General features: G+C 72.6%; 22 protein-coding genes and 2 pseudogenes. 12 read left to right on the forward strand and 12 right to left on the reverse strand.

What is annotated here, in order from left to right; translation table 11 throughout:
• Window positions 1-107 (forward strand): annotated as a pseudogene (locus tag ACOJTC_RS14515) (DUF47 domain-containing protein); the annotation flags it as partial.
• A gap of 4 nt (window positions 108-111) precedes the next feature.
• Window positions 112-1,116: an inorganic phosphate transporter gene (locus ACOJTC_RS14520; protein WP_204924724.1), complete on the forward strand. Its 1,005-nt coding sequence runs from the start codon at window positions 112-114 to the stop codon at window positions 1,114-1,116.
• A 54-nt stretch (window positions 1,117-1,170) separates the two neighbouring features.
• On the opposite strand, the gene ACOJTC_RS14525 is transcribed toward ACOJTC_RS14520, so the two are convergent.
• A complete protein-coding gene (locus ACOJTC_RS14525) occupies window positions 1,171-2,139 on the reverse strand; it encodes a Gfo/Idh/MocA family protein (protein ID WP_204924725.1) in 969 nt (322 codons plus the stop codon).
• Between the two features lie 172 nt (window positions 2,140-2,311).
• On the opposite strand from ACOJTC_RS14525, the gene ACOJTC_RS14530 reads away from it, so the two are divergent.
• Complete coding sequence (locus tag ACOJTC_RS14530) at window positions 2,312-3,238, forward strand: NUDIX hydrolase (RefSeq protein WP_420117262.1); 927 nt, start codon at window positions 2,312-2,314, stop codon at window positions 3,236-3,238.
• Between the two features lie 351 nt (window positions 3,239-3,589).
• On the opposite strand, the gene pstB is transcribed toward ACOJTC_RS14530, so the two are convergent.
• From pstB to ACOJTC_RS14565, 7 genes are all read right to left on the reverse strand, one after another.
• Complete coding sequence (pstB, locus tag ACOJTC_RS14535; RefSeq protein ID WP_420117263.1) at window positions 3,590-4,366, reverse strand: phosphate ABC transporter ATP-binding protein PstB; 777 nt, start codon at window positions 4,364-4,366, stop codon at window positions 3,590-3,592.
• 17 nt (window positions 4,367-4,383) lie between these two features.
• Window positions 4,384-5,472: a phosphate ABC transporter permease PstA gene (gene pstA, locus ACOJTC_RS14540; protein WP_204924727.1), complete on the reverse strand. Its 1,089-nt coding sequence runs from the start codon at window positions 5,470-5,472 to the stop codon at window positions 4,384-4,386.
• Complete coding sequence (pstC, locus tag ACOJTC_RS14545; protein WP_088643170.1) at window positions 5,469-6,560, reverse strand: phosphate ABC transporter permease subunit PstC; 1,092 nt, start codon at window positions 6,558-6,560, stop codon at window positions 5,469-5,471. The genes pstA and pstC overlap by 4 nt, the downstream gene beginning before the upstream one ends.
• Before the next feature lie 45 nt (window positions 6,561-6,605).
• Entirely contained in the window at window positions 6,606-7,709 is a 1,104-nt protein-coding gene (gene pstS, locus ACOJTC_RS14550) for a phosphate ABC transporter substrate-binding protein PstS (RefSeq protein ID WP_204924728.1), read from the reverse strand.
• Between the two features lie 325 nt (window positions 7,710-8,034).
• Window positions 8,035-8,958, reverse strand: coding sequence for a mycothiol synthase (gene mshD / locus ACOJTC_RS14555; protein ID WP_420117264.1), 924 nt, complete (start codon window positions 8,956-8,958; stop codon window positions 8,035-8,037).
• A gap of 63 nt (window positions 8,959-9,021) precedes the next feature.
• Entirely contained in the window at window positions 9,022-9,909 is an 888-nt protein-coding gene (locus ACOJTC_RS14560; protein WP_420117265.1) for a polysaccharide deacetylase family protein, read from the reverse strand.
• 175 nt (window positions 9,910-10,084) lie between these two features.
• The gene (locus ACOJTC_RS14565) at window positions 10,085-10,801 is read right to left on the reverse strand and encodes a winged helix-turn-helix transcriptional regulator (RefSeq protein ID WP_088643167.1); all 717 of its coding nucleotides are present in this window, start codon (window positions 10,799-10,801) and stop codon (window positions 10,085-10,087) included.
• Window positions 10,802-11,074: 273 nt separating this feature from the next.
• Here ACOJTC_RS14565 and ACOJTC_RS14570 point away from each other — a divergent pair, with 273 nt between their 5' ends.
• From ACOJTC_RS14570 to ACOJTC_RS14590, 5 genes are all read left to right on the forward strand, one after another.
• Window positions 11,075-12,115: a hypothetical protein gene (locus ACOJTC_RS14570; protein ID WP_420117266.1), complete on the forward strand. Its 1,041-nt coding sequence runs from the start codon at window positions 11,075-11,077 to the stop codon at window positions 12,113-12,115.
• Window positions 12,116-12,268: 153 nt separating this feature from the next.
• On the forward strand, window positions 12,269-13,048 hold the full coding sequence (locus ACOJTC_RS14575; protein WP_420117267.1) for a DUF2993 domain-containing protein: 780 nt from the start codon (window positions 12,269-12,271) through the stop codon (window positions 13,046-13,048).
• Window positions 13,049-13,163: 115 nt separating this feature from the next.
• Window positions 13,164-13,241 carry an Ms5788A family Cys-rich leader peptide gene (locus ACOJTC_RS14580; RefSeq protein WP_323135737.1) on the forward strand — a complete coding sequence of 26 codons (78 nt, stop codon included), beginning with the start codon at window positions 13,164-13,166 and terminating at the stop codon, window positions 13,239-13,241.
• Window positions 13,242-13,444: 203 nt separating this feature from the next.
• On the forward strand, window positions 13,445-14,293 hold the full coding sequence (locus ACOJTC_RS14585) for a sulfurtransferase (protein ID WP_420117268.1): 849 nt from the start codon (window positions 13,445-13,447) through the stop codon (window positions 14,291-14,293).
• Between the two features lie 3 nt (window positions 14,294-14,296).
• Window positions 14,297-14,617 (forward strand): DUF1416 domain-containing protein, encoded by a 321-nt coding sequence (locus ACOJTC_RS14590; protein WP_204924734.1) that lies wholly within the window; start codon window positions 14,297-14,299, stop codon window positions 14,615-14,617.
• A 202-nt stretch (window positions 14,618-14,819) separates the two neighbouring features.
• On the opposite strand, the pseudogene ACOJTC_RS14595 reads toward ACOJTC_RS14590, so the two are convergent.
• Both ACOJTC_RS14595 and ACOJTC_RS14600 read right to left on the reverse strand, forming a co-directional pair.
• A pseudogene (locus tag ACOJTC_RS14595) lies at window positions 14,820-15,068 on the reverse strand (hypothetical protein); the annotation flags it as partial.
• Window positions 15,065-15,259: a DivIVA domain-containing protein gene (locus ACOJTC_RS14600; protein ID WP_420117269.1), complete on the reverse strand. Its 195-nt coding sequence runs from the start codon at window positions 15,257-15,259 to the stop codon at window positions 15,065-15,067. The pseudogene ACOJTC_RS14595 and the gene ACOJTC_RS14600, both read right to left, overlap by 4 nt.
• A 590-nt stretch (window positions 15,260-15,849) precedes the next feature.
• Here ACOJTC_RS14600 and ACOJTC_RS14605 point away from each other — a divergent pair.
• Both ACOJTC_RS14605 and ACOJTC_RS14610 read left to right on the forward strand, forming a co-directional pair.
• Window positions 15,850-16,089, forward strand: a complete 240-nt coding sequence (locus ACOJTC_RS14605) for a winged helix-turn-helix domain-containing protein (RefSeq protein WP_420117270.1) — start codon at window positions 15,850-15,852, stop codon at window positions 16,087-16,089.
• Between the two features lie 294 nt (window positions 16,090-16,383).
• Window positions 16,384-17,187 carry a pentapeptide repeat-containing protein gene (locus ACOJTC_RS14610; protein WP_420117271.1) on the forward strand — a complete coding sequence of 268 codons (804 nt, stop codon included), beginning with the start codon at window positions 16,384-16,386 and terminating at the stop codon, window positions 17,185-17,187.
• Window positions 17,188-17,390: 203 nt separating this feature from the next.
• Here the strand turns inward: ACOJTC_RS14610 and ACOJTC_RS14615 are convergent, their stop codons facing one another.
• The gene (locus ACOJTC_RS14615) at window positions 17,391-21,773 is read right to left on the reverse strand and encodes a S8 family serine peptidase (RefSeq protein ID WP_420117272.1); all 4,383 of its coding nucleotides are present in this window, start codon (window positions 21,771-21,773) and stop codon (window positions 17,391-17,393) included.
• Window positions 21,774-22,074: 301 nt separating this feature from the next.
• Between ACOJTC_RS14615 and ACOJTC_RS14620 the strand changes: the two genes are divergently transcribed.
• Together ACOJTC_RS14620 and ACOJTC_RS14625 are read left to right on the forward strand one after the other, a co-directional pair.
• Window positions 22,075-22,560, forward strand: coding sequence for a winged helix-turn-helix domain-containing protein (locus ACOJTC_RS14620; protein ID WP_420117273.1), 486 nt, complete (start codon window positions 22,075-22,077; stop codon window positions 22,558-22,560).
• Between the two features lie 114 nt (window positions 22,561-22,674).
• Window positions 22,675-23,451, forward strand: a complete 777-nt coding sequence (locus ACOJTC_RS14625) for a hypothetical protein (RefSeq protein WP_420117275.1) — start codon at window positions 22,675-22,677, stop codon at window positions 23,449-23,451.
• 13 nt (window positions 23,452-23,464) lie between these two features.
• On the opposite strand, the gene ACOJTC_RS14630 is transcribed toward ACOJTC_RS14625, so the two are convergent.
• The coding region (locus ACOJTC_RS14630) for a glycogen debranching N-terminal domain-containing protein (RefSeq protein WP_420117274.1) at window positions 23,465-25,244 on the reverse strand (1,780 nt) is incomplete at its 5' end.

Here is a 25,244-nt window from a genome sequence, read left to right on the forward strand (position 1 = left end):
TGACCGTGCTGAAGATGAAGGAGGTCGCCGACGAGCTGGAGGCCGCCTGCGACGCCTTCGAGCACGTGGCGAACACCGTCGAGACCATCGCGGTCAAGGAGTCCTGATCCTGTGAGTCCCGAACTCATCGCCGTGCTGGCGGTGATCGCGGTGGCCCTGGCGTTCGACTACACCAACGGCTTCCACGACGCCGCCAACGCGATCGCGACAAGCGTCTCCACCCGGGCGCTGACCCCCCGGATCGCCCTGGGCCTGGCCGCGGTCGGCAACTTCGTCGGCGCGCACTTCGGTGCCGGCGTGGCCAAGACCGTCGGCGACGGCCTGGTCACCCTCCCCACCGGGGTGGGCAGTCTCGGGGTGGTCTTCGCCGGGGTGCTCGGCGCGATCGCCTGGAACCTGATCACCTGGTACTTCGGCCTGCCGTCGTCGTCCTCGCACGCGCTGTTCGGCGGGCTGGTCGGGGCGACCCTGCTCTCCACCGGTGGCGTGGTGCAGTGGGTCACCATCGGCGAGAAGGTCATCCTGCCGATGGTGCTCTCCCCGATCATCGGCCTCACCCTCGGTTACCTGCTGATGCTGGCCATCCTGTGGGCGTTCCGTAAGGGGCAGCCGGGCAAGCTCAACCGGGGCTTCCGCTGGGCGCAGACCGCCTCGGCGGCGGCCATGTCGGTCGGCCACGGCATGCAGGACGCGGCCAAGACCATGGGCATCGTGGTGCTGGCCCTCTACACCGGCGGTTTCCAGGACGACAAGACGCACATCCCGGGCTGGGTCTTCTGGACCTCGGCGACCATGCTGGCGCTCGGCACGTACGCCGGTGGGTGGCGGATCATCCGGACCCTCGGCCGTAAGATCATCGACCTGGGTCCGCCGGAGGGCTTCGCGGCCGAGACGGTGGCCAGCGCGGTGCTCTACTTCAACGCCCTGGTGCTCAAGGCCCCGATCTCCACCACCCACACGATCACCTCGGCGATCATGGGGGTGGGCGCGACCAAGCGGCTGTCCGCCGTCCGCTGGAACGTGGCCGGCAACATCGTGCTCGCCTGGATCATCACGTTCCCGGCCGCCGCCCTGATCGCCTGCCTCACCTACCTGCTGGTCCGCCCGCTGTTCTGACCGCCGTCGCCGAGGGGTGCCCCGACCCCGGGGTGCCCCTCGGCGACGCCGTGCTCAGGCGTAGTCGACGCCGATCCGGCCCCGGATGTCGTCCAGCAGGGCCATCACCTCCAGGGTGACCGCGTGCGGCACCAGCGGGCTCTCGGTCAGCCCGGCCGCCAGACAGCGCTGCACCTCGGCGGCCTCGTACTGGTAGCCGCCGCCGGCCGGGTCGTCGGTGAGCGTCTCGGGCTCGGCACCGGCCCGGTGCAGCACCGCCGAACCCGGCCGGAAGAACGGCTCGGGCAGCTCGATCCGGCCGGTGGTGCCGGTGATCGCGGCGGTCAGCGGGGTCGCCCCCACCATGCCGCAGCCCAGCGTGGCGACCGCGCCCGAGTCGTACCCGAAGACGATGCCGGTGTTCTCGTCCACCCCCTCCGGGCTGAGCTTCGCCCACGCCTGCACGTGCTGCGGCACGCCGAGCAGCAGGTGCGCCAGGCTCACCGGGTAGACGCCCAGGTCCAGCAGGGCGCCGCCGCCCAGCGCCGGGTTGCGCATCCGGTGCTCCGGCGGGAACGGCCCGGCCACCCCGAAGTCGGCCCGCACACTCGTCACCTCGCCGATCGCCCCGGCCCGGACCAGCTCGACCAGGCGCAGGATCAGCGGGTTGCAGCGCATCCACATGGCCTCCATCAGGAAGACCCCCCGGGCCCGGGCCAGCTCGACCAGCTCGGTGCTGGTGGCCAGGTCCAGGGTGAACGGCTTCTCCAACAGCACCGCCCGCCCGGCCTCCAGGCAGATCCGGGCGGCCTCGTGGTGGGCGGCGTGCGGGGTGGCCACGTAGATCGCGTCCAGCCCGTCGTCGGCCGCCAGCTCGGCCCACGAGCCGTACGCCCGGTCGGCCCCGTAACGGCCGGCGAACTCCTCGGCGCTCCCGATGGTCCGTGAGCCGACCGCGACCAGCTCGGCCCCCGGCACCAGCCCGAGGTCCTCGGCGAACCGGCCGGCGATGTGGCCGGTGGACAGAATCCCCCAACGTGTCATGCGCCCACGCTAACCCGCCGCTCGTCGCCGGTCGGCGGCCTGTCGCCGTCGTCCCGCCCGTCGGGGCCCGCCGGCCGGGGGCGTCGGCGGGAGGCGCTGGCCGGGGGCGGGCGGGGGTCGGGCTGGGTCGCCGATCCGGGGGCGGTCCGGGCGGCGGGGCTAGGCTCGGCGCATGACGATCGACGGCACCGGTTTCCCCGCCCCGCCGGCCCTGGTCGAGCACGCCCGTCGGTTCCACGCCGAGGGCGGCACCCCGGCGGCACCCCGGGTCGCGGCCACCGTGCTGCTGCTCCGCCCGGCCGGCACCGACTTCGAGGTGTACGTCATCCGCCGGGTCGCCGCGATGGCCTTCGGCGGGGTGTACGCCTTCCCCGGCGGCGGTGTCGACCCGTCGGACTCCGAGGCGCACCTGGACTGGGCCGGGCCCGACCCGGCAACCTGGGCGGGGCGGCTGGGTGTCACGCCCGAGGCCGCCCGGGCGGTGGTGTGCGCCGCCGCGCGGGAGGTCTTCGAGGAGGCCGGGGTGCTGCTGGCCGGCCCCGACCCGGACACCGTGGTGGGCGACGTCAGCGGTGACGACTGGGAGGCCGCACGGCAGGATCTGGAGGCACGTCGGCGGGGCTTCGCCGGGCTGCTCGCCGAGCGGCAGCTCACCCTGCGGTCCGACCTGCTGCTGCCGTGGAGCCGGTGGATCACCCCGGAGTTCGAGCCGCGCCGCTTCGACACGTACTTCTTCGTCGCTCTGCTGCCCCGGGGGCAGCGGACCCGGGACGTCTCCGGCGAGGCCGACCACACCATGTGGGTCCGCCCGGCGGACGCCCTGGCCCGCGCGCGGGCCGGCGAGCTGACCATGCTCCCGCCCACCCTGGTCACCCTGGCCGAGGTGGTCGCCGCCGCTGCCGGTGGCGCTGCTGTGTCGGCCGGCGGCGTCACTGCCGACGGTGCCGTCGCTGGTGGCGGTGGCGTGGCTGCCGGCGGCGCTGGTGGCGGTGGCCTGGCTGCGGTGGCGCGTGCCTCGGCGGCCCGGGACGCGGCCACCCCGGTGACCCCCCGCCTCCACGTCGCCGAGGACGGCACCCCGCACTTCACCCTCGCCTGACCCGCTGCCTTTCGCGTCGGGCGGGCGGTCCGGGGCTGCCGGCCCCGCTGCACCCGGTTCCGCCGCGCTCCACCGTGCAGGTCCACCGAGCGCGCGCCCGGCGGCGAACCGGCGACCCCCGCCTGGACTGTCGCCACTCGGACCCTTTAGAGCTGATGACGCTGACGACTCACCGGCACCGCCGGTGCGGGCAGTTCGCCGTGCCACCGGGCAGGAGCACCCGTGCGGGCGGTCGGGCTGGTGACGTCGCCGGGCGGGTGAGTCGTTGAGGTCATCAGGTCGAAAGGACCCGCAGGGGTATTCCGGGGGAACCCCCACCGCTGCGGCGGTCGCCCCCGGAGCGGGCGGGGGTCAGCCGAAGCGGCCGGTGATGTAGTCCTCGGTCTTCTTCTGGCCGGGGTTGCTGAAGATCTTCTGGGTGTTGTCGTACTCGATGAGTCGGCCGGGGTCACCGGTCTGCTCGATAGAGAAGAAGGCGGTTCGGTCGGAGACCCGGGCCGCCTGCTGCATTTTGTGGGTGACGATGAGGATGGTGCACTGGTCCTTGCGCTGGAACATCAGGTCCTCGATGGCCAGCGTCGAGATCGGGTCCAGCGCCGAGCAGGGCTCGTCCATCAGCACCACCTGCGGCTCGACCGCGATGGTCCGGGCGATGCACAGCCGCTGCTGCTGACCGCCGGACAGGCCCGCGCCGGGCTTGCCGAGGCGGTCCTTGACCTCGTCCCACAGGTTCGCCGCGCGCAGCGCCTTCTCGGCGGCCTCGTCCAGGATGGACTTCCGGCGGACCCCGTTGAGCCGCAGCCCGGCCACCACGTTCTCGAAGATGCTCATGGTGGGGAACGGGTTCGGGCGCTGGAACACCATGCCGATCATGCGGCGGACGGCGGTCACGTCGACGTCGCGGTGGTAGACGTCCTGGCCGTCGATGGTCAGGCTGCCCTCGACCCGGGCACCCGGCAGCACCTCGTGCATCCGGTTGATCGACCGCAGGAAGGTCGACTTGCCGCAGCCGGACGGCCCGATCAGGGCGGTGACCGTCTTCGGCTCGACCGTCAGGTTGATGTTCTCGATCGCCTTGAAACCGCCGTAGTACGCGGTCACGTCGGTGGCGTCGATGCGCTTGGCCATGGTGGTACCTCCGGGGTTCATCGGCCGAGCCGGTTGCGGCGGGCCAGCAGCTTCGCGGCGACGGTCAGGACGAGCACGAGGACGACCAGGGTCAACGCCGCGGTCCAGGCCCGTGCCGGGGAGTACTTCGACGCCTCGCCGGCCTGCTGGTAGACGAAGAGGGCCAGCGACGACTGGTTGTTCTCGAACGGGTTGAAGTTGATCGCCGCACCACCACCGGCGACGAGCAGCACCGGGGCGGTCTCACCGGCGGCCCGCGCGATGGAGAGCATGATGCCGGTGACGATGCCGGGCAGCGCGGTCGGCAGCACCACCCGCAGGATGGTCTTCCACTTCGGCACGCCGAGGGCGTACGCACCCTCCCGCAGCGGCGCGGGGACCAGCCGCAGCATCTCCTCGGTGGAACGGACCACCGTGGGCAGCATCAGCACGCTCAACGCCAGCGCGGCGGCGAAGCCGGAGAAGCCGGGCTGGCCGTCGTTGAACCACGGGGACACGATCAGCACCCAGAAGGCCAGCACGAACAGGCCGGTGACGATGGACGGGATGCCCGTCATCACGTCGACGAAGAACCGGATGGTGAAGGCGAACCGGCCCCGGCCGTACTCGACGATGTAGATCGCGCAGAGCACGCCGAGCGGGACGGTGATCGCGGTGGCGATGCCGACCTGCTCCAGGGTGCCGACGATGGCGTGGTACGCGCCGCCGTTGGCGTCCCGGGCCCCGATGTTGTTCATCGAGCTGCCGAAGAAGTCGCCGTCGAGCCGGGCGGTGCCCTTGCTGACCAGCGTCCACACCACCGAGGCCAGCGGCAGCACGGCCAGCACCAGGGCGGAGTGGATCAGCGCGCTCCAGAACCGGTTGCGGGCCGAGCGTCGGCCCTCCACCGCGTTCGCCGCGACGAAGAGACCGGTCAGGTAGAGCAGCGCGCCGAGCACCACGACCAGGACCGGGCCGCCGAGGTCGACGCCGTAGACGATGCCGGCGGCGACCAGCAGGGCCAGCACCGCCAGGGCGGGGGCGGCGTACCCGGGCAGGCGTTTCGCCCGCAGGCTGTCCGGCTGGGCCGGCGGGCGGGAACGGCGGGGGGTGAGGGTGGTGGTCATGCGGCCGACTCCGTGAACTCGCGGCGGCGGTAGATGATCGCCCGCGCGGTGATGTTGACGACCAGCGTGATCGCGAAGAGCACCAGGCCGGAGGCGATGAGCGCGCCCCGGCCGGTCTCGTTCGCCTCCGCGAACCGGTTGGCGATGTTCGCGGCGATGCTGTTGCCGCCGTTGGCGAGGATGTTGAACGAGATGGCGTACGTCGAACCGAGGGTGAGCGCGAGCGCGATGGTCTCGCCGAGCGCCCGGCCGAGGCCGAGCATGACGGCGGCGATGATGCCCGGCCGGCCGTACGGCAGCACCGCCGTGCGCAGCATCTCCCAGCGGGTGGCGCCCAGCGCGAGGGCGGCCTCCTCGTTGGCCGTCGGGGTCTGGAGGAACACCTCGCGGGAGAGTGAGGTGATGATCGGCAGCACCATGATCGCCAGGACCAGCGACCCGAGCAGGATCGAGTTGCCGTACGGGCCGTCGCCGAAGATCGGAATCCAGCCGAAGTACCTGTTCAGCCAGGCCGACAGGTCGGCGACCGGCCCGACCAGGTAGTCCCGCCCCCACAGGCCGAACACCACGCTCGGCACGGCGGCCAGCAGGTCGATCACGAAGCCCAGCGCGGTGCCGAGCCGCCGGGGCGCGTAGTGCGACAGGTAGAGGGCGATGCCCAGCGCCACCGGCACCGCGACCAGCAGCGCCAGCAGGGCGGTGAGCACGGTGCCGAAGGCGAGCGCGCCGATGCCGAACGTGGGTGGGTCGTCGTTGGGGAACCAGCCCTCGAAGGTCCAGAAGTTCGCACTGTTGGCCCGCAGCGCCGGCACGGCCTTGGCGATCAGGAAGACCGCGATGGCCGCGATGATGACCAGCACGGCGACGCCGGCGGCCAGGGTCACGCCACGGAACGCCCGTTCCGCGCCGAACGCGCGGGCCCGGGGCAGCCCGCCGCCTCCGCCGAGGCCACGGTCGTCATCGGGGGTACGGGGGCTGACTGGTGCCTCGGCCACACGCGCCGAGGCACCGGCGGACCGCTCGTGACCCAGGGTCACGGGGTGTCCGCCGGTGCCGGCGTGTGCCGAGCGGTGAGGGGTTTCACCCATCTGCTCGCTCGCTTCGACTTGAGGGGGTGTTGTCGCTCGGGACGGTCAGGCCAGGTTCTTGACCGCGGCCTCGACCTTGGTCCGGACCGAGTCGGGCAGCGGGGCGTAGCCCAGCTCGACCAGCTCGGCCTGGCCCTCGGTGCTGGCGGCGTGGCCCAGCAGGCCCTTGACCAGCGGCAGCTTGTCGGCGGCGATGCCCTTGCTGCACACGATCTCGTAGGTCACCAGGACGATCGGGTACGCCCCGGCCTCCTTGGTGGCGTAGTCGATCGACATCTTGAGGTCGTCGCCCTGGCCCTCGATCTTGGCCCCGGCGATGGTCTTGCCGGCCGACTCGGCGGTCAGCTCGGTGTACTCGCCGGCCCCGTTCTGCACCTTGGCCTTCTTCAGGCCGGAGTTCTCGGCGTACGACCACTCGACGTAGCTGATCGTGCCCTCGGTGCTCTTGACCTTGGAGGCGACACCGTCGGACTTGGGGGCACCGAGGCCACCGGGGGCCTTCCACGCCTTGTTGTTGCCGAAGGTCCACTCGGCCGGCGCGGTCTTCGACAGGTACTTGGTGAAGTTGTCGGTGGTGCCCGACTCGTCGGAGCGGTGCACCGTCTGGATCGCCGAGGCCGGGAGCGTGGCATTCGGGTTGTCGGCCTTGATCGCCGGGTCGTCCCACTTGGTGACCTTGCCGGCGAAGATCTGCGCCAGGGTGGTCGGCTTGAGCTGGAGGTTGTCCAGGCCGCCGACGTTGTAGACGACCGCGACGGGGCCGATCACCATCGGCAGGTTGAGCGCCGCGCCGCCGGTGCACTTGGCGTCGGCCTGCGGCTGCTCCTCCGGCTTGAGGGCGGAGTCGGAACCGGCGAAGTCGGCGGTGCCGGCGATGAACGCCTGGATGCCCGCGCCCGAGCCGGTCGACTCGTAGTTGATCGTGGTGCCGCTGCACTTCTGCTGGTACGCCTTGATCCACTCAGCCATGGCGTTCTTCTGCGCGGAGGAGCCCTGCGCGTTCAGGGTGCCCTTGCCGCAGTCGGCCGCGCTGGCCGAGCCGGAGGCGGAGGCGCTGGCCGGCTCGTTGTTGTCCGAGCCGCAGGCGCTGAGGCCGAGGACCGCAGTAAGAGCGAGGCAGGCAATGGCGCCGTGCCGCTGGAGCTTCACCTGAGGGGTTTCCCTTCACGTCTTTGGTCAGGTCGCCCGGATGGGGCCCGAGTGCCGGCGCTGACCGGCTGACACGAAAGCTAGAAGTGCCAGGTAGACGGTTCGCCGGTCGGAAGTGAACGGGGCATGAACAGCCCCAGCCGGGAAGGTGACCGCTGCCTGAGGGAGGGTTGTCCGTTAGGTGAACTGCCGTCCCGGTATCCGCATTGATGCGACATATCCGGGCAGTCGTTATCCGTGCGTGGCCCCGTCGTTACCGCACGGAGACAACGCCGGTCATGGCCCCGGCCGGTCACCGGCCGGGGGTGGAGTGGACGGGAGAGCGTCAGCCCAGGTGGTAGTTGACGTGCCCGCACCAGCGGGCGAACCCGAGCCGTTCGTAGAGCGCGACGGCGGCCGTGTTCGACTCGTCGACGTAGAGCATCACCCGGTCCAGCCCGCGCCGGTCCCGCAGGTAGGCCAGGCCGGCCGTGGTGAGCGCCCGGCCCAGGCCGCCGCCGTGGGCGTCCGGGTCGACCCCCACCACGTAGACCTCACCGGTACGGGCCGAGCCCGGCCGCTCGTGCACCTTGGTCCAGTGGAAGCCGAGCAGCCGCCCGGCGGAGTCGACGGCGAGCAGGAAACCGTCCGGGTCGAACCACGACTCGGCCAGTCGGGCCCGCAGGTCGTCGGTGGTCCACCGGCCCTGCTCGGGGTGCGTGGCGAAGGCACGGGCGTTGAGCGCGAGCCAGGCGTCGTCGTCCGCACCGGGGCGGAAGGACCGCAGCGTCACCCCGTCGGGCAGGTGGGGTGGCGACACCGGGGCGGTCAACGAGCGGCGCAACTGCCAGAGCACCCGGGCCCGGGTGAAGCCGAGGTCGACGGCGAGCGCCGCGGCGGACGGGTGGTCGCCGTGCGCCCAGGCCCGCAGCGGGCCGGTGGCCGCCGCGAGGACGCCCCGGACCAGCGCCCGTCCGGTGCCCCGCCGTCGGAACGTCGGGTGCACCACCAGCTCCACCCCGACCCCGGACTCCGGCTCGGTGGTGTCCAGGTGGGCGTACCCGGTCAGGGTGCCGTCTGCGGCGCGGGCGGTCAGATGCCCGGCCGGCGCGTGCGGGTCACGCAGCCGCAGCAGGGTGTGCTCGTCGAACGGGTCGGCCCCGTCGGCGTCGCCGCCGAGCCGGGCCAGGGCCAGCACCTCGGTCACCTCGTCCGGGGTGAGGCGGTCGGTGCGGGCCACCCGGTCGACGGTCGGTTCGACGCTGCTCATCCCGCCACCGTAGTCCGCGTCGCCCGCCCGGTCGGCCCCGCCGGCTCAGTTGGCCCTGCCGGCTCAGTTGGCCCCGCCGGGCGGTAGCGCCTCAAGCTGGAACCGGCCGGTCAGGTCGGGCAGCAGCCGACGCAGCGCGTCCACGGTGCCCTGTCGGTCGCCACCGGCGTCGTGCATGAGCACGACCGCGCCCGGCCCGGTGTCCCGGGAGACCGTCGCGGTGATCTTCGCGGCCCCGGGGACCTGCCAGTCGTTGGGGTCGACGGTCCAGTGCAGCGGGGTCATCCCCAGCCCCTCGGCGACCGACACGACGGGGTAGGTCCAGGCCCCGCCGGGCTGCCGGAAGTAGCTCACCGGGGCGTCCGGCACGGCGGCGTGGATGGCGTCGTTGGTGCGGATCAGGTCGGCCCGGATCAGGGCGGGGGAGCGCTTGCCGAGCAGTACGTCGTGGTGCCACGAGTGGTTGCACAGGGTGTGCCCGTCGGCCACGATCGCGCGGATCAGGTCGGGGTGGTCCTGGGCGTTCTCGCCGACCACGCAGAACGTCGCCTTGACCCCGTACGCGCGCAGCACCTCCAGCACCTGCGGGGTGTACGTCGGGTCGGGGCCGTCGTCGAAGGTCAGCGCGACCTCACCGGTGCCGGTGCTGGCGTGGCTGCCGAACGGGCCGTCACCGCCGCTGGCCGGCTGCGGCGTGTCCGGGTCGGCCCCGGCGGTGGGGGTGCCGGCCGGGCTGGACCCGTCGGGGCGGGTGGCGGGCGGCGCGGCCGGGTCGGCGGGTTGTTCGCCGTACTGGGCCCCGTCGACCTGCGCCGACGCGCCGAGAGGCTGACGGGGCGGGTCGGGGATCATGCTGCGGCCGAGCGCGTACGCGGACCCGAGCAGGGCGGCCAGCACCAGCGTGACGACGCCGACCGTCCCGACGGTCCCACTGGTCGACCGGGTGCGCATCAGCGCCACCGCCGGTCCGGATCGCGGGACGGCCCTCTCGTCGCCCCCGTGGTCAGTGCACGCACCGTAGCCCCTCTCGCCCCTGCTGATTACGGCACCAAGAATAGAACCGACAACAGGGGCAAAAGGGGCGTATGGAAATAGTCCTATCGGGGTGCGGTAATACCGCCCGGGATCAGACCGGCAGCGGCGCGGGCTCGGACTCGGGCAGCGACCGGGACGACGGCGGGACCACGAACTTGTAGCCCACCTGGCGGACCGTGCCGATCATCGACTCGTACTCCGAGCCGAGCTTGGCCCGCAGCCGCCGGACGTGCACGTCCACCGTCCGGGTGCCGCCGAAGTAGTCGTAGCCCCAGACCTCGCGCAGCAACTGGTCCCGGGTGAACACCCGGCCCGGGTGCTGGGCGAGGAACTTGAGCAGCTCGAACTCCTTGTAGGTGAGGTCGAGCGGCCGGCCCTTCAGCTTCGCCGCGTAGGTGTCCGGGTCGATGTTCAACTCGCCGGCCCGGATCGAGCCGCCGGCCCCGGACGTGGCGTTGCTCAGCCGACCCACGGCGAGCCGCAGCCGGGCCTCCACCTCGGCCGGCCCCGCCCCGGCCAGGATCACGTCGTCCACGCCCCAGTCGGCGTTCAGGGCGATCAGGCCGGCCTCGGTCACCACCGCGACCAGCGGCACGCCCAGGCCGGTGGCGTGCAGCATGCGACAGGTGGCACGGGCCTCGCTCAACTCGGACCGGGCGTCGACCAGCACCGCGTCCGGGCTGGGCCCGGAAACCAGGGTGCGGACGTCACGCGGTGCGGTACGGACCGAATGCGGCAACAGGTCGAGTGCCGGCAGCACCGCCGAGGGCTCACCTGCGCGCGCGGTCACCAGCAGCAGGAGCTCCACACGATCACCTCCGTCCCGGCGGCCCTTCGGCCGCACGCGACCAGCTGCCCCGCGGGTGGGCAGGGCGCTGAGAACTTGCGTGGGTCCCGGCGTCGCTGACGGGCGGGTAACAGCCTGAGCCTAACCGATTGCGCCGCTGTCACCTCGGCGTCCTTTCCTGTTTGTCGGATCTGCCCGTGATCACCGGTCAGGTTTTAACGTCGCCGAAACCGTGATCCCCGTCGGGCACCCCGTGATCCCCGCCGATCCCCGTCGGTCTGGCACGATCGGGGCGTGTTTCCCTCCACCTCGCCCGAGACCGGCCGTGACCCGTGGGCCGACGACGCCCCCGACGGGCCCGCCGGCCCGGCCGGAGGGCCCGCACCCGGTCCCGCCCCCGACGACGACGCCGGGGGCCGCCGCCAGCGCGGCCCACGCCGGTTCCGCAAGGGCGGCCAGCCGCGGCGCAGCGAGGACGACGAGGTCGAGCCGGACGAGGAACCGGTCGAACCGGTCGAGGTGCGCCGGCCGCTCTCGCTGACCGTCGCCGGTTTCGCCGCCCTGCTCGGCGTCGGCCTGGTGCTCGGCGCGCAGACCGCCGGCCCCGGTCACCGGCTGCCGTTCGCGATCATCGTGTTCGGCGTGCAACTGCTCTTCGTGCTGGCCTGGACGATGGCCATGCGCCCGCCGGCGCTGCTGCTGGTCGCGCTGACCAGCGGCGTGGTCGCCGCTGCGGCCGACGTCGCCGCCGTGCAGACCGACGTGGCCGGGCTGGCCCCGCTCGGGTACGTGGCGCTGGGCGGATTCCTGGTCGGGGTGCTCGGCCAGCTCGTGCGCCGGGTGGACCGGGTCCGGGTGACCGACTCGCTCGGCACCACCCTGCTCATCGTGGTCGGTGTGGTGGCGTTCGCCACCCTGATCACGCTCAGCCGGATTCCCGCCGGCACCCAGGCGATCACCGTCTGCCTGGTCGCCGCCGGCGTCGCCCTCACCGTGGCCCGGCTCACCGACGCCGTGCTCGCCTGGCCCCGGCTCGCGCCGCAGGTGCCCCGGGGGGCCGCCGGGGTGGTCGTCGGGGCGATGGTCGGCACCCTCACCAGCGCCCTGCTCGGCAGCTACCTGGTCGGCTTCACCCCGACCAGCGCCGCGGTGATCGGTCTGGTCACCGCGGCCACCGCCGTGCTGGCCGACCTCGCCGTCGGCTACGCCGAGGCGGGCCGGTTGATGGCCGGCGAGCCACCCACCATGTGGATCGCCCGGCACATGCAGGGACCGCTCGGCGGGTTCGCGCTCGCCGCTCCGGCGGCGTACGCCATGTGTGTGCTCTTTCTCTGATCCTCCGACGCCGGCTGAGGCCGGCTGACGGCGGTGGGGCGCGCGGCGCGATTGGGCGCGGCGGCGCTCGGGTAGTACCGGTGCGCCGCGGGCGGCGGCATCGATGACCGGCACGTCGCGCACCCGCGACGGCGACGACGGACGGAGACGGGCGTGGCGCAGACGTACGAGGAGCGGCCCCGGCGGCGCGGGCGCAGGTGGCTCGTCGTACTTGTCGTCCTGGTGCTGATCCTGGGCGGGTTGCTGGTGGTGGCCGACCGGGTGGCGGCCGGGCTGGCCGAACGCGCCATCGCCGACCAAGTGCAGCAGGCGATCACCGATCAGGACGCCAGCTCCGCGCCGCCCCAGGTCGACGTGGGCGGCTTCCCGTTCCTCACCCAGGTGGTCGACGGCCGGTACGAGCGGATCTCCATCGTGCTGACCGACGTGCAGGGGTCGGTGGAGGGCAACGCGGTCAGCCTGCCCCGGCTCGACGTGGACGCCCGCAACGTGCGCGCCCCGCTGGACACCATCCGCTCCGGGCAGGGCGAGGTGGTGGCCGAGACGGTGGCCGGCACCGGCACGGTCACCTACGACAGCCTGGCCAAGCTGCTGGACCGGCCGGGGCTCAAGCTCGGTGAGCAGAACGGCAAGCTCGCCGTCACCGCGCCCGTCGACATCCTCGGCCAGAAGCTCACCGTCACCGGCACCGCCGAGGTCACCGTGGCCGACGGCGGGAAGGTGTCGCTGAAGTTCAGCGACCTCAACGCCCAGGGGCTGCCGGCGGTGCCGCTGGCCCGGACCCTGCTGAACAACTACGCCCGGGGCATCTCGGTCGACGTGCCCCTGCCGTCGCTGCCGTTCCAGCTCAACGTGCGCAAGGTCGAGCCGCGTCCGGAGGGGCTCGCGGTGACCGCCGACGCGAAGGACGTCCCGATCAACTCGCCGAGCTGACTCGCCGCTCAGTCGTGGACGCGGACCCGCCCGGCGCTGCCCGCCAGGTGGGCCTGCGTCCCGCATGTTGGTCGTGAGCTGGCACTCTCCGGGACGGCTGGTAGGCTCCGAGCCCATGGGGACGCACCTCACCAAACGGCGCGCGGTCGACCTGTGCCGCGTGGCCACCTGCCTGTGTCGCTCCGTCATCTGACGGCGGGGCTGTCTCCGGCCGCCTAGCGGCCACCGCACCCAGGGTCCTTCCGACCTTCGGTGCCAACCCTCCGAAACGCCCGGCAGCGGCGCCGTCGCACGAACCCGTGATCCGTTCCTCTATGGGTCCCGCGCATGGTGCGACATCACCGATCTCCACCACCCGCGCTGGCTCACCACCCATCCTCACCAGGGAGTGATCTGATGAGTCGCGACACCGCACTCGTCTCGGCCGAATGGGCCGAGAAGAACCTCGACGCCCCGGGCGTCGTCTTCGTCGAGGTCGACGAGGACACCTCGGCCTACGACACCGGCCACATCGCCGGCGCGATCAAGCTCGACTGGAAGACCGACCTGCAGGACCAGGTCCGCCGGGACTTCGTCAACAAGGCCCAGTTCGAGGCGCTGCTCTCCGAGCGGGGCATCGGCAACGACGACGTCGTGGTCCTCTACGGCGGCAACAACAACTGGTTCGCCGCGTACGCGTACTGGTACTTCAAGCTCTACGGCCACCGCGACGTCAAGCTGCTCGACGGCGGTCGCAAGAAGTGGGAGCTGGACGCCCGCCCGCTGGTCACCGACGCGGTCACCCGCCCGGCCACCCAGTACGTCGCGCAGGAGCCGGACACCTCGATCCGGGCCTTCCGCGACGAGGTCGTCGCCGCGATCGGCACCAAGAACCTGGTCGACGTGCGCAGCCCCGACGAGTTCGCCGGCCGGCTGCTGGCCCCCGCGCACCTGCCGCAGGAGCAGGCGCAGCGGGCCGGGCACATCCCCACGGCGATCAGTGTGCCGTGGTCCAAGGCGGCCAACGAGGACGGCACCTTCAAGTCCGACGACGAGCTGCGCAAGATCTACGCCGACACCGGGCTGGACGACGGCAAGGAGACCATCGCCTACTGCCGGATCGGCGAGCGCTCCTCGCACAGCTGGTTCGTCCTGCAGGAGCTGCTCGGCCACCCCAACGTGAAGAACTACGACGGTTCCTGGACCGAGTACGGCTCGCTGGTCGGCGTGCCGGTGGCGCTCGGCGACGAGCCCGGGGAGGCCTGAGCCATGACCGCTCCCACCGCCGCCGGTTGCGCCGCACCGGACCAGTCCGCGCCCCTGCCGGCCAGCCTGGACCTGGAGAAGGAAACCGTCATCACCGGCCAGGTGCTGGCCGAGTCGGGCGACGTCGTGCCCGGCGCGTACGTCCGGCTGCTCGACTCGACGGGTGAGTTCACCGCCGAGGTCGTCACCTCCCCGGCCGGGCAGTTCCGGTTCTTCGCCGCGCCGGGCAACTGGACCCTGCGGGCGCTGTCCCGGCACGGCAACGGCGACACCGCCGTGACCGCCAACCGGGGCATCAACGAGGTCACCGTCACGGTGGCCTGACCCACGCTCGCGATCGGCCCGGGGCCGGTCACCCCACCCGGGGTGACCCGCCCCGGGCCGATCCACCCTCCGGCGGCGCGCCCGACAACCGGATGTCCGCGCCCGGCAGGCACGAGGTGCCCGTCGCCCGGCAGCCCGGGTGTCCGCGCCGGTCGCCCGGCAGCCCGCCCGCCGGGTCGTCGCCCGGCCAGCGGTGTCACGAGGTGCAGCCGCCCTGGTGGTCGACCCGCCGGACACAGCGGCGACGCCCACCGAGCCGCCGATCACAGAACACCTGGTGCTGCGGGTCCGTCACGCCTTCCTCGGAGACGGTCGTCTCGCCGAGCACCAGCTCCGGCAGGAACGCCAGCGACCGGCCGATCGCGCGGGCCAGCAGCCGCGCCGCCGGCAGGTCGTCGGCGGCGACAGTCAGGTGTACGACGAACCGCTCGCGCTCGGTCGCGGCGGTCACACCCGCACCACCCGGGGAGCGAACCGGGACTGCCAGTCGCGCAGCGCACCCTTGATCCGCGCGTTCTCCTCCCGGGTACGGGCCAGCTCGGCGTGCAGCACGGTCAGCTCGTCGGCGATCCGGTGCAGGAACCCGTCCACCTCGGTCGGGTCCAACCCGTGTCGGGACCGCCGGAACCGCTGCTGCCGCACCTGGCTCGTGCAGAGCGGCCGGTACCCCACCGGTTGGTGCCGGTGTGCCACGGGTTTGTGCCGGTGCGCCACCGGTCGGTGGTGGTGTGCTGCCGGCCCGTGGTGCCCGGTGTTCTGCCGCCCCGGCGGCCCGGACGGTTGGACAGGACGGTTGCCGGTCCGGTTGCTCGCGGGATGTCTGGCCGGGGCTTGATTGGCCGGGGACCGGTTGGTGACCCGGTGCCGGGCGGACGACCGCTCGGCCGCCGTGGGCCGCTCGGCAGTCCTGGACCGGTCGGTTGTCACGGGCCGGTCGGTTGCCGTCGACCGGTTCCGGCGGAACAGCCGGAGGAACCTGCACACGATGGGACCACCTCTCCGCAGGGGGCAGCGGGGGATCGTGCTGCCGTGGAAGGTGGCCGGGGCGGGCGGGTTCCCTTCCGATTCGACACCCGCCCCGACCGGGGGAGAGCCCTGCTCGTTGCCACGCGAGGAGCGCTCGCCGACCAACTTATTTGAGGAACTTGAAAGAGTCAACGACCGGTTGCAGCGCGTAGTTGCATGCCGTGATGAGAGCGTGATCGAATCGCGGGTGCCACGCGAGGAGTGCCATGCCTGCGACCCCGGACTACATCCGGATCTCCGACGAGATCGTCTCCGACGTCAGGTCGGGTAAGTACAAGCCGGGAGACAAGCTGCCCTCGATCAGCGAGCAGTGCAGCCGGTTCAACGTCAGTCCGTCGACGATCAACCTGGTCAACGTGCGGCTTGAGGCGCTCGGAGTGATCAGCCGCCACCAGGGCAAGGGCATCTTCGTCACCGACCCGGCGACCTGGCTGCGCAAGCCCTGACGGGTAGCTGATGGTTCCGCCACCGCCACCGCCACCGCCACCGTCGCCGGGTGATCGCGCGTGTTCGGAGAGTTGCCTGTATCACGTTTAATGGTGCCTGTGTCCACGGATGGTGATAAACCGCCTGCGCGAGGTCCACACAGTGGTGTGCCCGCATCGAGACGGCCTTGGCGGGTTGCGGCTCAGCCGCCGACCAGGAGCAGGGCACTACGTCCCTCCCGACCTACGACGACCCGGCTGGAACTCGTCCCGGCCGGAAAGATCGGTGTCGTAGCTGACCCCTGGCAGCGGCTGGTGGCTGTCGGCAGCATCCTGTCGGTGCTGTTCGTGGCCATCGGCCTCTATCTCACCAACGAAGCCAACCGGGAACAGCAGCGGCTCACCGCGCAGGGGCAGATCACCGACCGATTCTCCAAGGCCATCGAGCAACTCGGCCAGGCCGGCGCGGAGAAGATCGACGTGCGACTGGGCGCGATTTACGCACTGGAACGCATCATGCGTGACTCGGCTGCGGACCAACCCGCCGTCGTCGACATTCTCACCACGTTCGTCCGGGTCCACGCGCCCGCGCCCGCATGGCCCAAGCCCATGCCGACGCTCTTCCCCCCGCAAGACTCCCCGGCCCGGTCCAACCCGCCGGTTGACATTCAAGCCGCGCTGACCGTGCTCAGCCGCCGCGACAGCAACCGCGATGGCACCGTCGGTGCGGGTGTAGAGGACCCGAGTCCCCGCCGGTTGAATCTCTCCAACACTGACCTGATAGGTGCGGACCTCAGCGGTGCGGACCTGAGCCGCGCCAACCTGAGAGGGGCCTACCTGCTCGACGCGGATCTGAGTAACGCGAATCTGGCCAACGCGAATCTGAATGAGGCGAATCTGCGGGGTGCGGACCTGGGCCGCGCGAATGTGAGGGACGCGGCCCTACTCCGGGCGGATCTGCGTGGCGCGAGCCTGGAAGATGCGGATCTGGGAGCTGCGATGCTGTTCGGGGCGGATCTGAGGGGAACCGACCTGCTCAAGGCGCGATGGAAATGTTCCAGAACGGATAATGAGACGCAGTTGCCAGAAGGAACAGCCCGTCCGAAATTGTGCTACTGATGAGCGGCACCTCCGCCGAACACGTTGGGGTAGCTCATCCATTGGGCCGATGTAGCGGTATCGGAGCGGGCGGATACCGCTACCTCGACCCAAGAGCGTTGATCATGACGGACGCCGCCCGCCGGGGCGGGGCGGCCCGGGGGACGTGGCGGTGGCCGCCGACCCGGGAGGGGTCGACGGCCACCGTCAATGCGGTCAGCCGGTCAGAGGCCGGATGCCCGGACGCCGGCGCAGGTCGACGTCGGGGTCAGCCCGAAGTTGAGCGTCCCGACGATGCCCGCTTCCACGACGGTGCGCTGGACCTGGGGCACCCAACCGTCCTTGGCCACGATCACCTCGTACTTGCCCTTGGGCAGCCACCAGGCGTAGCGACCCTGGGCGTCGGCGGTGAGCGTGGTGCCGGTGGTCGAGCCGACCAGGTTCAGCCGGATCGTCGCCGGGACGCCGACGGTCTGGCCGCCGCAGGTCACCCCGGTCACCGTGCCCTGGATCTTGCCCCAGTTGTTCGGCGGCGAGACGTTCATCTCGACGCCGACCGACGACACCGGGTACGGCGTGTTCGAGGTGAGCCCCAGCTCACCCGAGTACGCCCCGGGCTGGAGCACCCCGGCCGCCGCCGTGGCGGTCAGCGTGACGGTGACCGTCTGGGACGCCCCCGGGGCGAGCGTGAAGCTGGTCGGTGCGGTGGACAGCCACGGCAGGTCACTGGCGTCCGAGCAGCCCTCCAGCCCGCCGAGCCGTTCGCTGTCCGCCGAGCCGACGAACGAGCTGGGCGAACCACCGATCTTGTACGCCCCGCAGGCGGCGGCACCCCGGTACCTGCTGAACTGGGCGTTCGGCAGGTTCTTCCAGGCCCCGGCGACCGGGTCGAAGCCGAGCGTCCGGTTGGTGACCGACGTCGAACCGCCGGTCACCCCGCCGGCCAGCACCAGCATGCCGCCGGCCGACGCGTACTGGGAGCCCCACAGGTCGACCGGGAGGTTCGGCAGCGGGCTCCAGGAATCCGACGCCGGCTCGTACCGCCAGGTGTCGGTGTACTCGTCGGCGGCGACCCCGCCCGCGCAGTACACCTGGCTGCCGATCCCGCCGCAGGACACCCAGGAGACCGGGTGCGGGTACGCCGTGCCGGTGCGGAACGTGCCGGTACGCGGATCGAACACCACCAGCTTGTTGCTCTCCGTGCAGGTGCTGTCGACGCAGCCGCCGACCAGGTACACCTTGCCCCCGGCCACGGCGGTGCCGGCCGCGGCGGCGGGTGCCGGGTTGACCGCCCCGGCCAGGGTGCTCCACGCCCCGACGCCCGGGTCGAAGACGTCCACCGACGGCTCCATGCCGTCGCCGGAGCCCCAGCCGCCGATCACGTACAGCTTGCCGCTGATGCCCACGGCCGACGGCTTGGAACGGGCGTGCGGCAGGTCGGGCAGCGCCGTCCAGACGCCGGTGGCCGGATCGAACACCCAGGCCTTGCGCTCGTTGCCGGTGTCGCCACCGCCGCCGACCGAGTAGACCTTGCCGTCCAGGTTGGCCGCCGCGTTGTCGTAGATCGCGGCGGGCAGGTTGGTGATCCGGGCCCACGCGTCGTCGGCCTGCGGCGCGGCGTCGGCGTTCCCGCCGCCGTACCGGGCACCGGTACGGCCGGTGCTGATCCCCTTGACCACCTGCTCCCGCAGCGGCGCGCCGCCGGTGGACAGCACCTCGAACCCGCCACCACGTTCCAGCAGCTCCACGGTCGCCGGGGCGGAACCCGTGTTGCGGACCGTCACCTTGGCGGTGCGGGTGCTGCCGTACGGCTGGTGGGCCTCGATCGTGGTGGTGCTGACGGTGAGCCGCCCCGCGGTCAGGGCCAGGTCGGCCCGGCGGGTGCTGTCGGCCACCACCGTCACCTGCTGCGTGACCGGGGTGTACGGCGGCTTGGCGGCGGTGAACGGGTGGGTGCCGGTCAGCCCCGAGAAGAGGTGGTAGAAGCCGTCCGGCAGGTTCGGGTCGTCCGGGGTGGCCGCCGAGACGGCCGTGTCGGTGGGCCGGTCGACGCTGGTCACCGTCACCCCGTTGACCGCCGCGCCGGTGTTGCGGTCGGTGGTGTTGCCGACCACCAGGCCGCCCGGGACGGGCGTGCAGTCCCGGTTGACCAGCTGGACGTCATCCACCTGCCACCACCAGGCGAAGGTGCCCTTGAACCGGAAGCGCACCAGCGCCCCCGTCGCACCGGCCGCCGGGGTCAGCGGCACCTCCTCGACCCGGGGGCCGCGCCGGCTGGCGGTCTGGTGCCAGACGTTCGTCCAGCTCGCCCCGGCGTCGGTGGAGACGTCCACGTCGGCGGTGTCGCTGATCCCGACGGCCCGCCAGTCACTGCGGAAACGCAGCAGCGGCGCGGCCGAGGCGGACAGGTCGACCGGCGGGGCGACCAGGTCGGTGTCCTGGGTGTTGCCGGTGCCGAGCTTGTCGCTGTCGATGATCGCGAACCCGCCGGTGCCGCCGGTCAGGTTGCCCCGTGCGCCCGGGTCGTTGAAGACCCAACCGCCCTTGTCGGTGCGGTTGCGCACCGACCAGCCCTCCGGCGCGGTGGTGCCGTCGAAGCTCTGCGACAGCAGCGGCGCGCTGAGGCTGCCGGTGTAGCCGGCGGCGACACAGGCCGCCTCGACCGGGACGGGGACGTCGGCAGTGGTGGCCGTCGACCCGACGGTCAGGTCCTTCGTCACCGTCCGGTAGCCCGGGTACTGCGCGGTGACGGTGAGCTTGTAGTCGGTGTTACCGGCCACGGTGAACGAGTACCGGCCGGTCACCGGATCGGTGAAGACGGGTCCGCCGGGGCGGCCGGCGACCTCGATCGTGGCGTACAACGGCCAACCGTGCCCGGAGCCGTCGGTGACCCGGCCGGAGACGGTGACCGTCGGCGTGGCCGTCAGGGCGAAGTCCCGGGTGACCGAGCCGTCCTCCGGGACGGTCACGGTGCCGGTCGCGGTGCGGAAGCCGTACGCGGAGACGGTCAGCGTGGTCTCGCCGGCCGGCACGGTCAGCGAGTACCTGCCGTCGGTGCCGGTGCTGACGCTGCGCGCGCCCGTGGCGACGGTGGCACCCGCCACCGGGTCGCCGGTCGCCTCGTCGGTGACCCGGCCGGCGACCTGCCCCACCGGACCGCGCGGGGCCTGCCGGACCGCCTCGTACGCGTTGAGCCGACCCTCGCCGAAGACGTTGTTGTCGGCGGCGGTGCCCCCGCAGGTGGTCGCGTCGACGTCGGTCGCGGTGCGGTCGAGCAGCTCCTCGGTGGCGGCGATGTCCCCGCGCAGGCTGGGCGCGGCCGACCAGATCAGGGCGATCGTGCCGGCGACGTGCGGTGCGGCCATCGAGGTGCCGTTGAACGACGCGTACCCGTTACCGGGGACGCTGGAGCGTACGTTGCTGCCGGGCGCGGCGATGTTCGGCTTCAGCCCGGCCGGGTCGGTGGCGTCGCCCCGGCCGGAGAACCCGGAGATGGTGTTGTTCACGTCGTACGAGCCGACCGCGTACGCGTTGGGGTTGTCACCGGGGGAGCCGGCGCTGCCGCAGGCCGGGCCGTCGTTGCCGGCGGAGAAGACCGGGAACATCCCGGCGGCCCGCCAGGCGGCCACGGTCTGCTGGTACCACGGGTCGCCGCCGTCGCCGCCCCAGGAGTTGTTGACGATGTCGGGGCGCAGGTCGGGGCGGGGGTTCTGGCCGTTGAGGTCGGTCGGGGCGAGCACCCACTGGCCGGCGGCCAGCAGCGAGGCGTCCGAGCAGTTGTTGGACTCGCAGCCCTTGGCGGCGATCCACTTCGCGCCGGGGGCGACCCCCACCTGGTTGGCGGACCCGTCGGTGCCGACCATGGTGCCCATGGTGTGGGTGCCGTGGTCGTTGTTGTCGCAGGGGGCGTCCTGCGGGCAGATGCCGGCCGGGTCGTACCAGTCGTAGTTGTGGTCGAACGTCCCGCCACCGAGGTTGCCCCGGTAGGAGTTGACCAGCGCGGGGTGGTCGAACTGCACGCCGCTGTCGATGTTGGCGACGACCAGGCCCTCACCCCGGTCGCCGAACTCGTCCCAGACGCGGGGTGCGCCGATGTTGGTCAGTCCCCACTCGACGGCGTCGGTGCCGGCGCGGGCGGCGGTGCTGCGGACCGGACGGATCAGCGGGTAGCTGCGGGTAGCGGCGATCCGCTCGACCTCGGGCCGGGCGGCGATGGTGTCCAGCAGCGCCCGGTCCCCGGTCACCCGTAGCGCGTTGGCGATCCAGTAGGCGGTGTAGGTGGCCTTCCGGTCGTCCAGCACCGTCCGCAGGTCACGCTGGGTCCGGTCGGCGGTGGTGGTGAGCAGCCGGTGCACCTCGGCGGCGCGGGCGTCCGGGCTGCGCAGCCGGGCCGCCTGCCCGAGCGGGGCCTGTTCGCGCAGGTAGACCAGGAAGGTCTCGGTGCCGTCGGCGAGCCCGTCGAGGACCTGCCGGTCCACGGTGGCCCGGGGTGCGGCCGGCGCGGCCCCGGCGGGTAGTGCGGGCTGGGCGGTGAGGCCCAGGAGTCCGGCCGCGAGCGCGGCCACCAATCGCCACCGGGACGGTCGTCCGGTCGGTCGTCTGAGCACGCTGTTCCTCCCCACGTCGTCGGGCCCGATCGGTTCGGGCCCGGCCGCGTGTGCCGGGGTCGCGGCCACGCGGAGCGGCTGAGGAGGTGGCCGGTGGTGGGTGCTGCGTGGGCCCCCACGGCCGCTGTGCATCATGCTCAGCCGGAGAACCAAGCTGATCAATGGATCGGGTCGGTCAGTATTCGGTCAGTAACCGGGCGCCACGCTGACCGCTAGGCTGACGACAGGCCGCGCCGGCCCCCGTCGTGGGCAGACGGGCCCGTCGGGCAGCGGGCGGCGGGTGCGGTCCTGGGGAGGACGGGTGACCGGTGTCGACATCCCTTTCGTGGTCTGTGTCAGCGCTGACGTCTCGGTCCGGGAGCGGGTGGTCCGCCGGCTCGACGACCTCGGCCCGGTGGTGATCTGCGCCGACCTGGCCGAGTTGCGCGCCATGCTCTTCCCGGGCCCGCCGGTGCCGGCCCCCGCGCCCCCGCCGGAGCAGGTCCCGGTGCACTGCGGCGACCTCCTCGTCGACCCGGCCCGCCACATGGTCACCTGGCGGGGGGAGCCACTGGCGCTGACCCGGCTGGAACGGGAGCTGCTGGCCCGGCTGGCGGGCGACCCCGGGTCGGTCTGGAGCTACGAACGGATCTTCGGCTCGGTCTGGGGCGGCACCTGGCTGGGCGACGCGGCCATCCTGCACTCGGCGGTCAAGCGGTTGCGCCGCAAGCTGCGCGAGGTGGCCGGCGGCCCGCAGGTGCAGACCGTACGCGGCGTCGGCTACCGGCTCGCCGTACCGCGCGGCTGACCCCGGGCACCGCCGGGTGGGCCGGCGGCGGGGGCGTGACACGATGGCCCGGTGAACGGTGCCGTCCAGCAGGGGTACGCCCCACCGACCGGTCCGTCCGCGCCACGCCGCCGGCTGGCCTGGCTGTTGGCCGTGACGGTGACCTGGGCGGTGGTGGTGGGCGGGCTCACCTGGTGGTCGGCCCGGCACGACCCGCCGACCGTCAAGGAACAGCGCACCCTCGCCGACGCCGGCCCGGTGGTCGACCGGGCGCTCGGTGAACTGGTCGCGGCGGTCGGCGACGGGGCCTGGGCGCTGACCGGCCCGCAGGTCGAGCACGGCTGCCGGATCACCCCGATGGCCGACGGCGCGACCCTGACCCGGGGGCTGGACGTGCTGGTCGCCGAGGGGGGCGAGCGGGCCCTGTTGGACCGGGTCGCCGACCGGCTGCCGGCCGACTGGCGGGCCGGGGTGCGGGCCGGCGCGTCCGGTCCCCGGTTGCGCGCCGACGCCGGGGAGTTCGTCGCCGTGCAGGGCCGGGTCACCAGCGGCGGCCGGGTCCGGTTCACCGCCGACACGGGATGCCGCCCGGTCGGTGCCGGCTATCCGCAGCCGTCGGCGGCCCCCGCCGACCCCACGCTGGACGCCGCGCTGCGGGCGCTGGGCCGCCCGGCGCGGTCCGCCCCGGAACAGGTCACCGCGCCCTGCCCGGGTGGCGGCACCGCCCGTACCGTCGCCGTCTCGGCCGGCGACGCGCCGGTCGCGCTGACCGGCCTGCGTCCGCTGGCCGCCGGCTCCCCGGTGGCCGACCTCCCCGAGGTGTACGCCTACCGCAGCGGCCCGGCCACCGTGCTGGCCGACGGCACCGGCGCGCAGGTACGGCTCGCCGCCTCCACCGGCTGCCCCGGCTGACCCGCCCGCCCGGTCAGCGGCGGGGTCCGTGCTCGCGCGGGCTCCGGCTGCGGCCCAGGGCGTCGACCCGACCCCACCGGCCCGGGATGTCCAGCAGCTCGACCCGACCCATCCCCTCCGGCACCAGCGGATCGATGATCAGGTGCTCACCCTGCGGTTCCAGGCCGAGGATCACCCGCAACAGCAGCAGCGGCGTACCGGCCGACCAGGCCTGCGGGCTGCACGCCGTCGGATACTGCACCGGGTAGTCGGTGAGGGTGCGTTCGAAGCCGGCGAACGCCTCCGGTAGCCGTCCGTTGAAGAACCGGGAGGCGTCGAACATCGCCTCGCAGATCCGCCCCGCCTCCTCCCGGAAGCCGTACCGGCTCAGGCCCCAGGCGATGAACGCGTTGTCGAACGGCCACACCGTGCCGACGTGGTAGCCGATCGGGTTGTAGCGGCCCTCGTCGGTGGCCAGGGTGCGCACCCCCCAGCCGGAGTAGAGCCGGGGACCGAGCAGGTGTTCGGCGATCCGGGCCGCCCGGGGTTCGTCGACGATGCCGCTCCACAACAGGTGGCCGATGTTGGAGGTGAGCGAGTCGACGTGCCGGCCGTCCGGGTCCAGGGCGACGGCGAAGTACTCCTTCTCCGGAATCCAGAAGTCCCGGTTGAAGCGTTCCTTGAGCGCCGCCGCCTCCCGTTCCAGCCGGTCGGCGTACTCGGGGTCGTTCCAGAACAGCCGGGCCATCCGGGCGCCGCGCCGCTTGGCGTCGTAGGCGTACCCCTGGATCTCGCAGGTGGCCCGGGGGAAGCCGGGCAGCCGGCCGTCGGCGTAGGAGATGGCGTCCCAGGAGTCCTTCCAGCACTGGTTCTCCAGGCCGGTCTCCGGGTTGCGGCTGCGGTACCAGACGTACCCGGTGCCGAGCAGGTCGCCGTAGGTGTCGATCCAGTGCAGGGCGGCGCGGGCGGCGAACTCCAGCCGTTTGACCAGCGCCGCGTCCCCGGTCCACCGCTCGTACTCGTCGAGCAGGATGAGGAACAGCGGGGTCGAGTCGGCGGCCCCGTAGTAGGGGGAGTGCGGCTGCTCCTCGAAGCCGGCGGTCTCGCCGTACCGCAGCTCGTGCAGGATCTTGCCGGGTTCCTCGTCGCGGAAGTCGTCGAGCCGGTGACCCTGGAGCCCGGCCAGCATCAGGATCGTCGGCGGCACCAGCTCCGGCAGGAACGGCAACACCTGCAACGAGGTGAGCATGCTGTCCCGCCCGAACAGGGTCATGAACCAGGGCAGACCGGCCGCGAGCAGCCGTACGCCCAACGTGATCGACTCGTACCGGAGCGCGGCCAGGTCGTGCAGGCTCTGCCGGTACGCCCCGGCGAGCGGCTCGCAGTCGCAGCCGAGTTGCGGCGCCCGGGCGACCAGGTCCTCCTGCTCGTCGCGGATGACCGACGGCCCGCGTGCCGCCCCGAGCGCGGTGATCGCCCGGACGTCCTCGCCCCGCGCGCCGTGGATGATCGGCGTCACGGTCAGCCGGGTGATCCACTCGCTGTGCGGGGCGACGGTGATCGACCAGGTCATCCCGGCCTGGTCGACGCGGGCGTCGGTGCTGCTGGTGATCATCGCCTCGCGGTGGAACGCCTCCCGCCGGTAGGTCAGCCGCAGCGTGTTGTCCCCGGCGACCGCGCTGGTCCGGCCCTTCTTCGGCTGCTGGTGCTTGATCTCGAAGAGGTCGGCGAAGTCGGAGCCCATCTCCAGCCGCAGGTCGAAGCGCATCTCCCGGCCGGAGTGGTTGAGCACGGTGAGTTCCTCGGTGAAGTTC

It is taken from the genome of Micromonospora sp., assembly GCF_048594385.1.
Taxonomy (GTDB): Bacteria; Actinomycetota; Actinomycetes; order Mycobacteriales; family Micromonosporaceae; genus Micromonospora; species Micromonospora wenchangensis.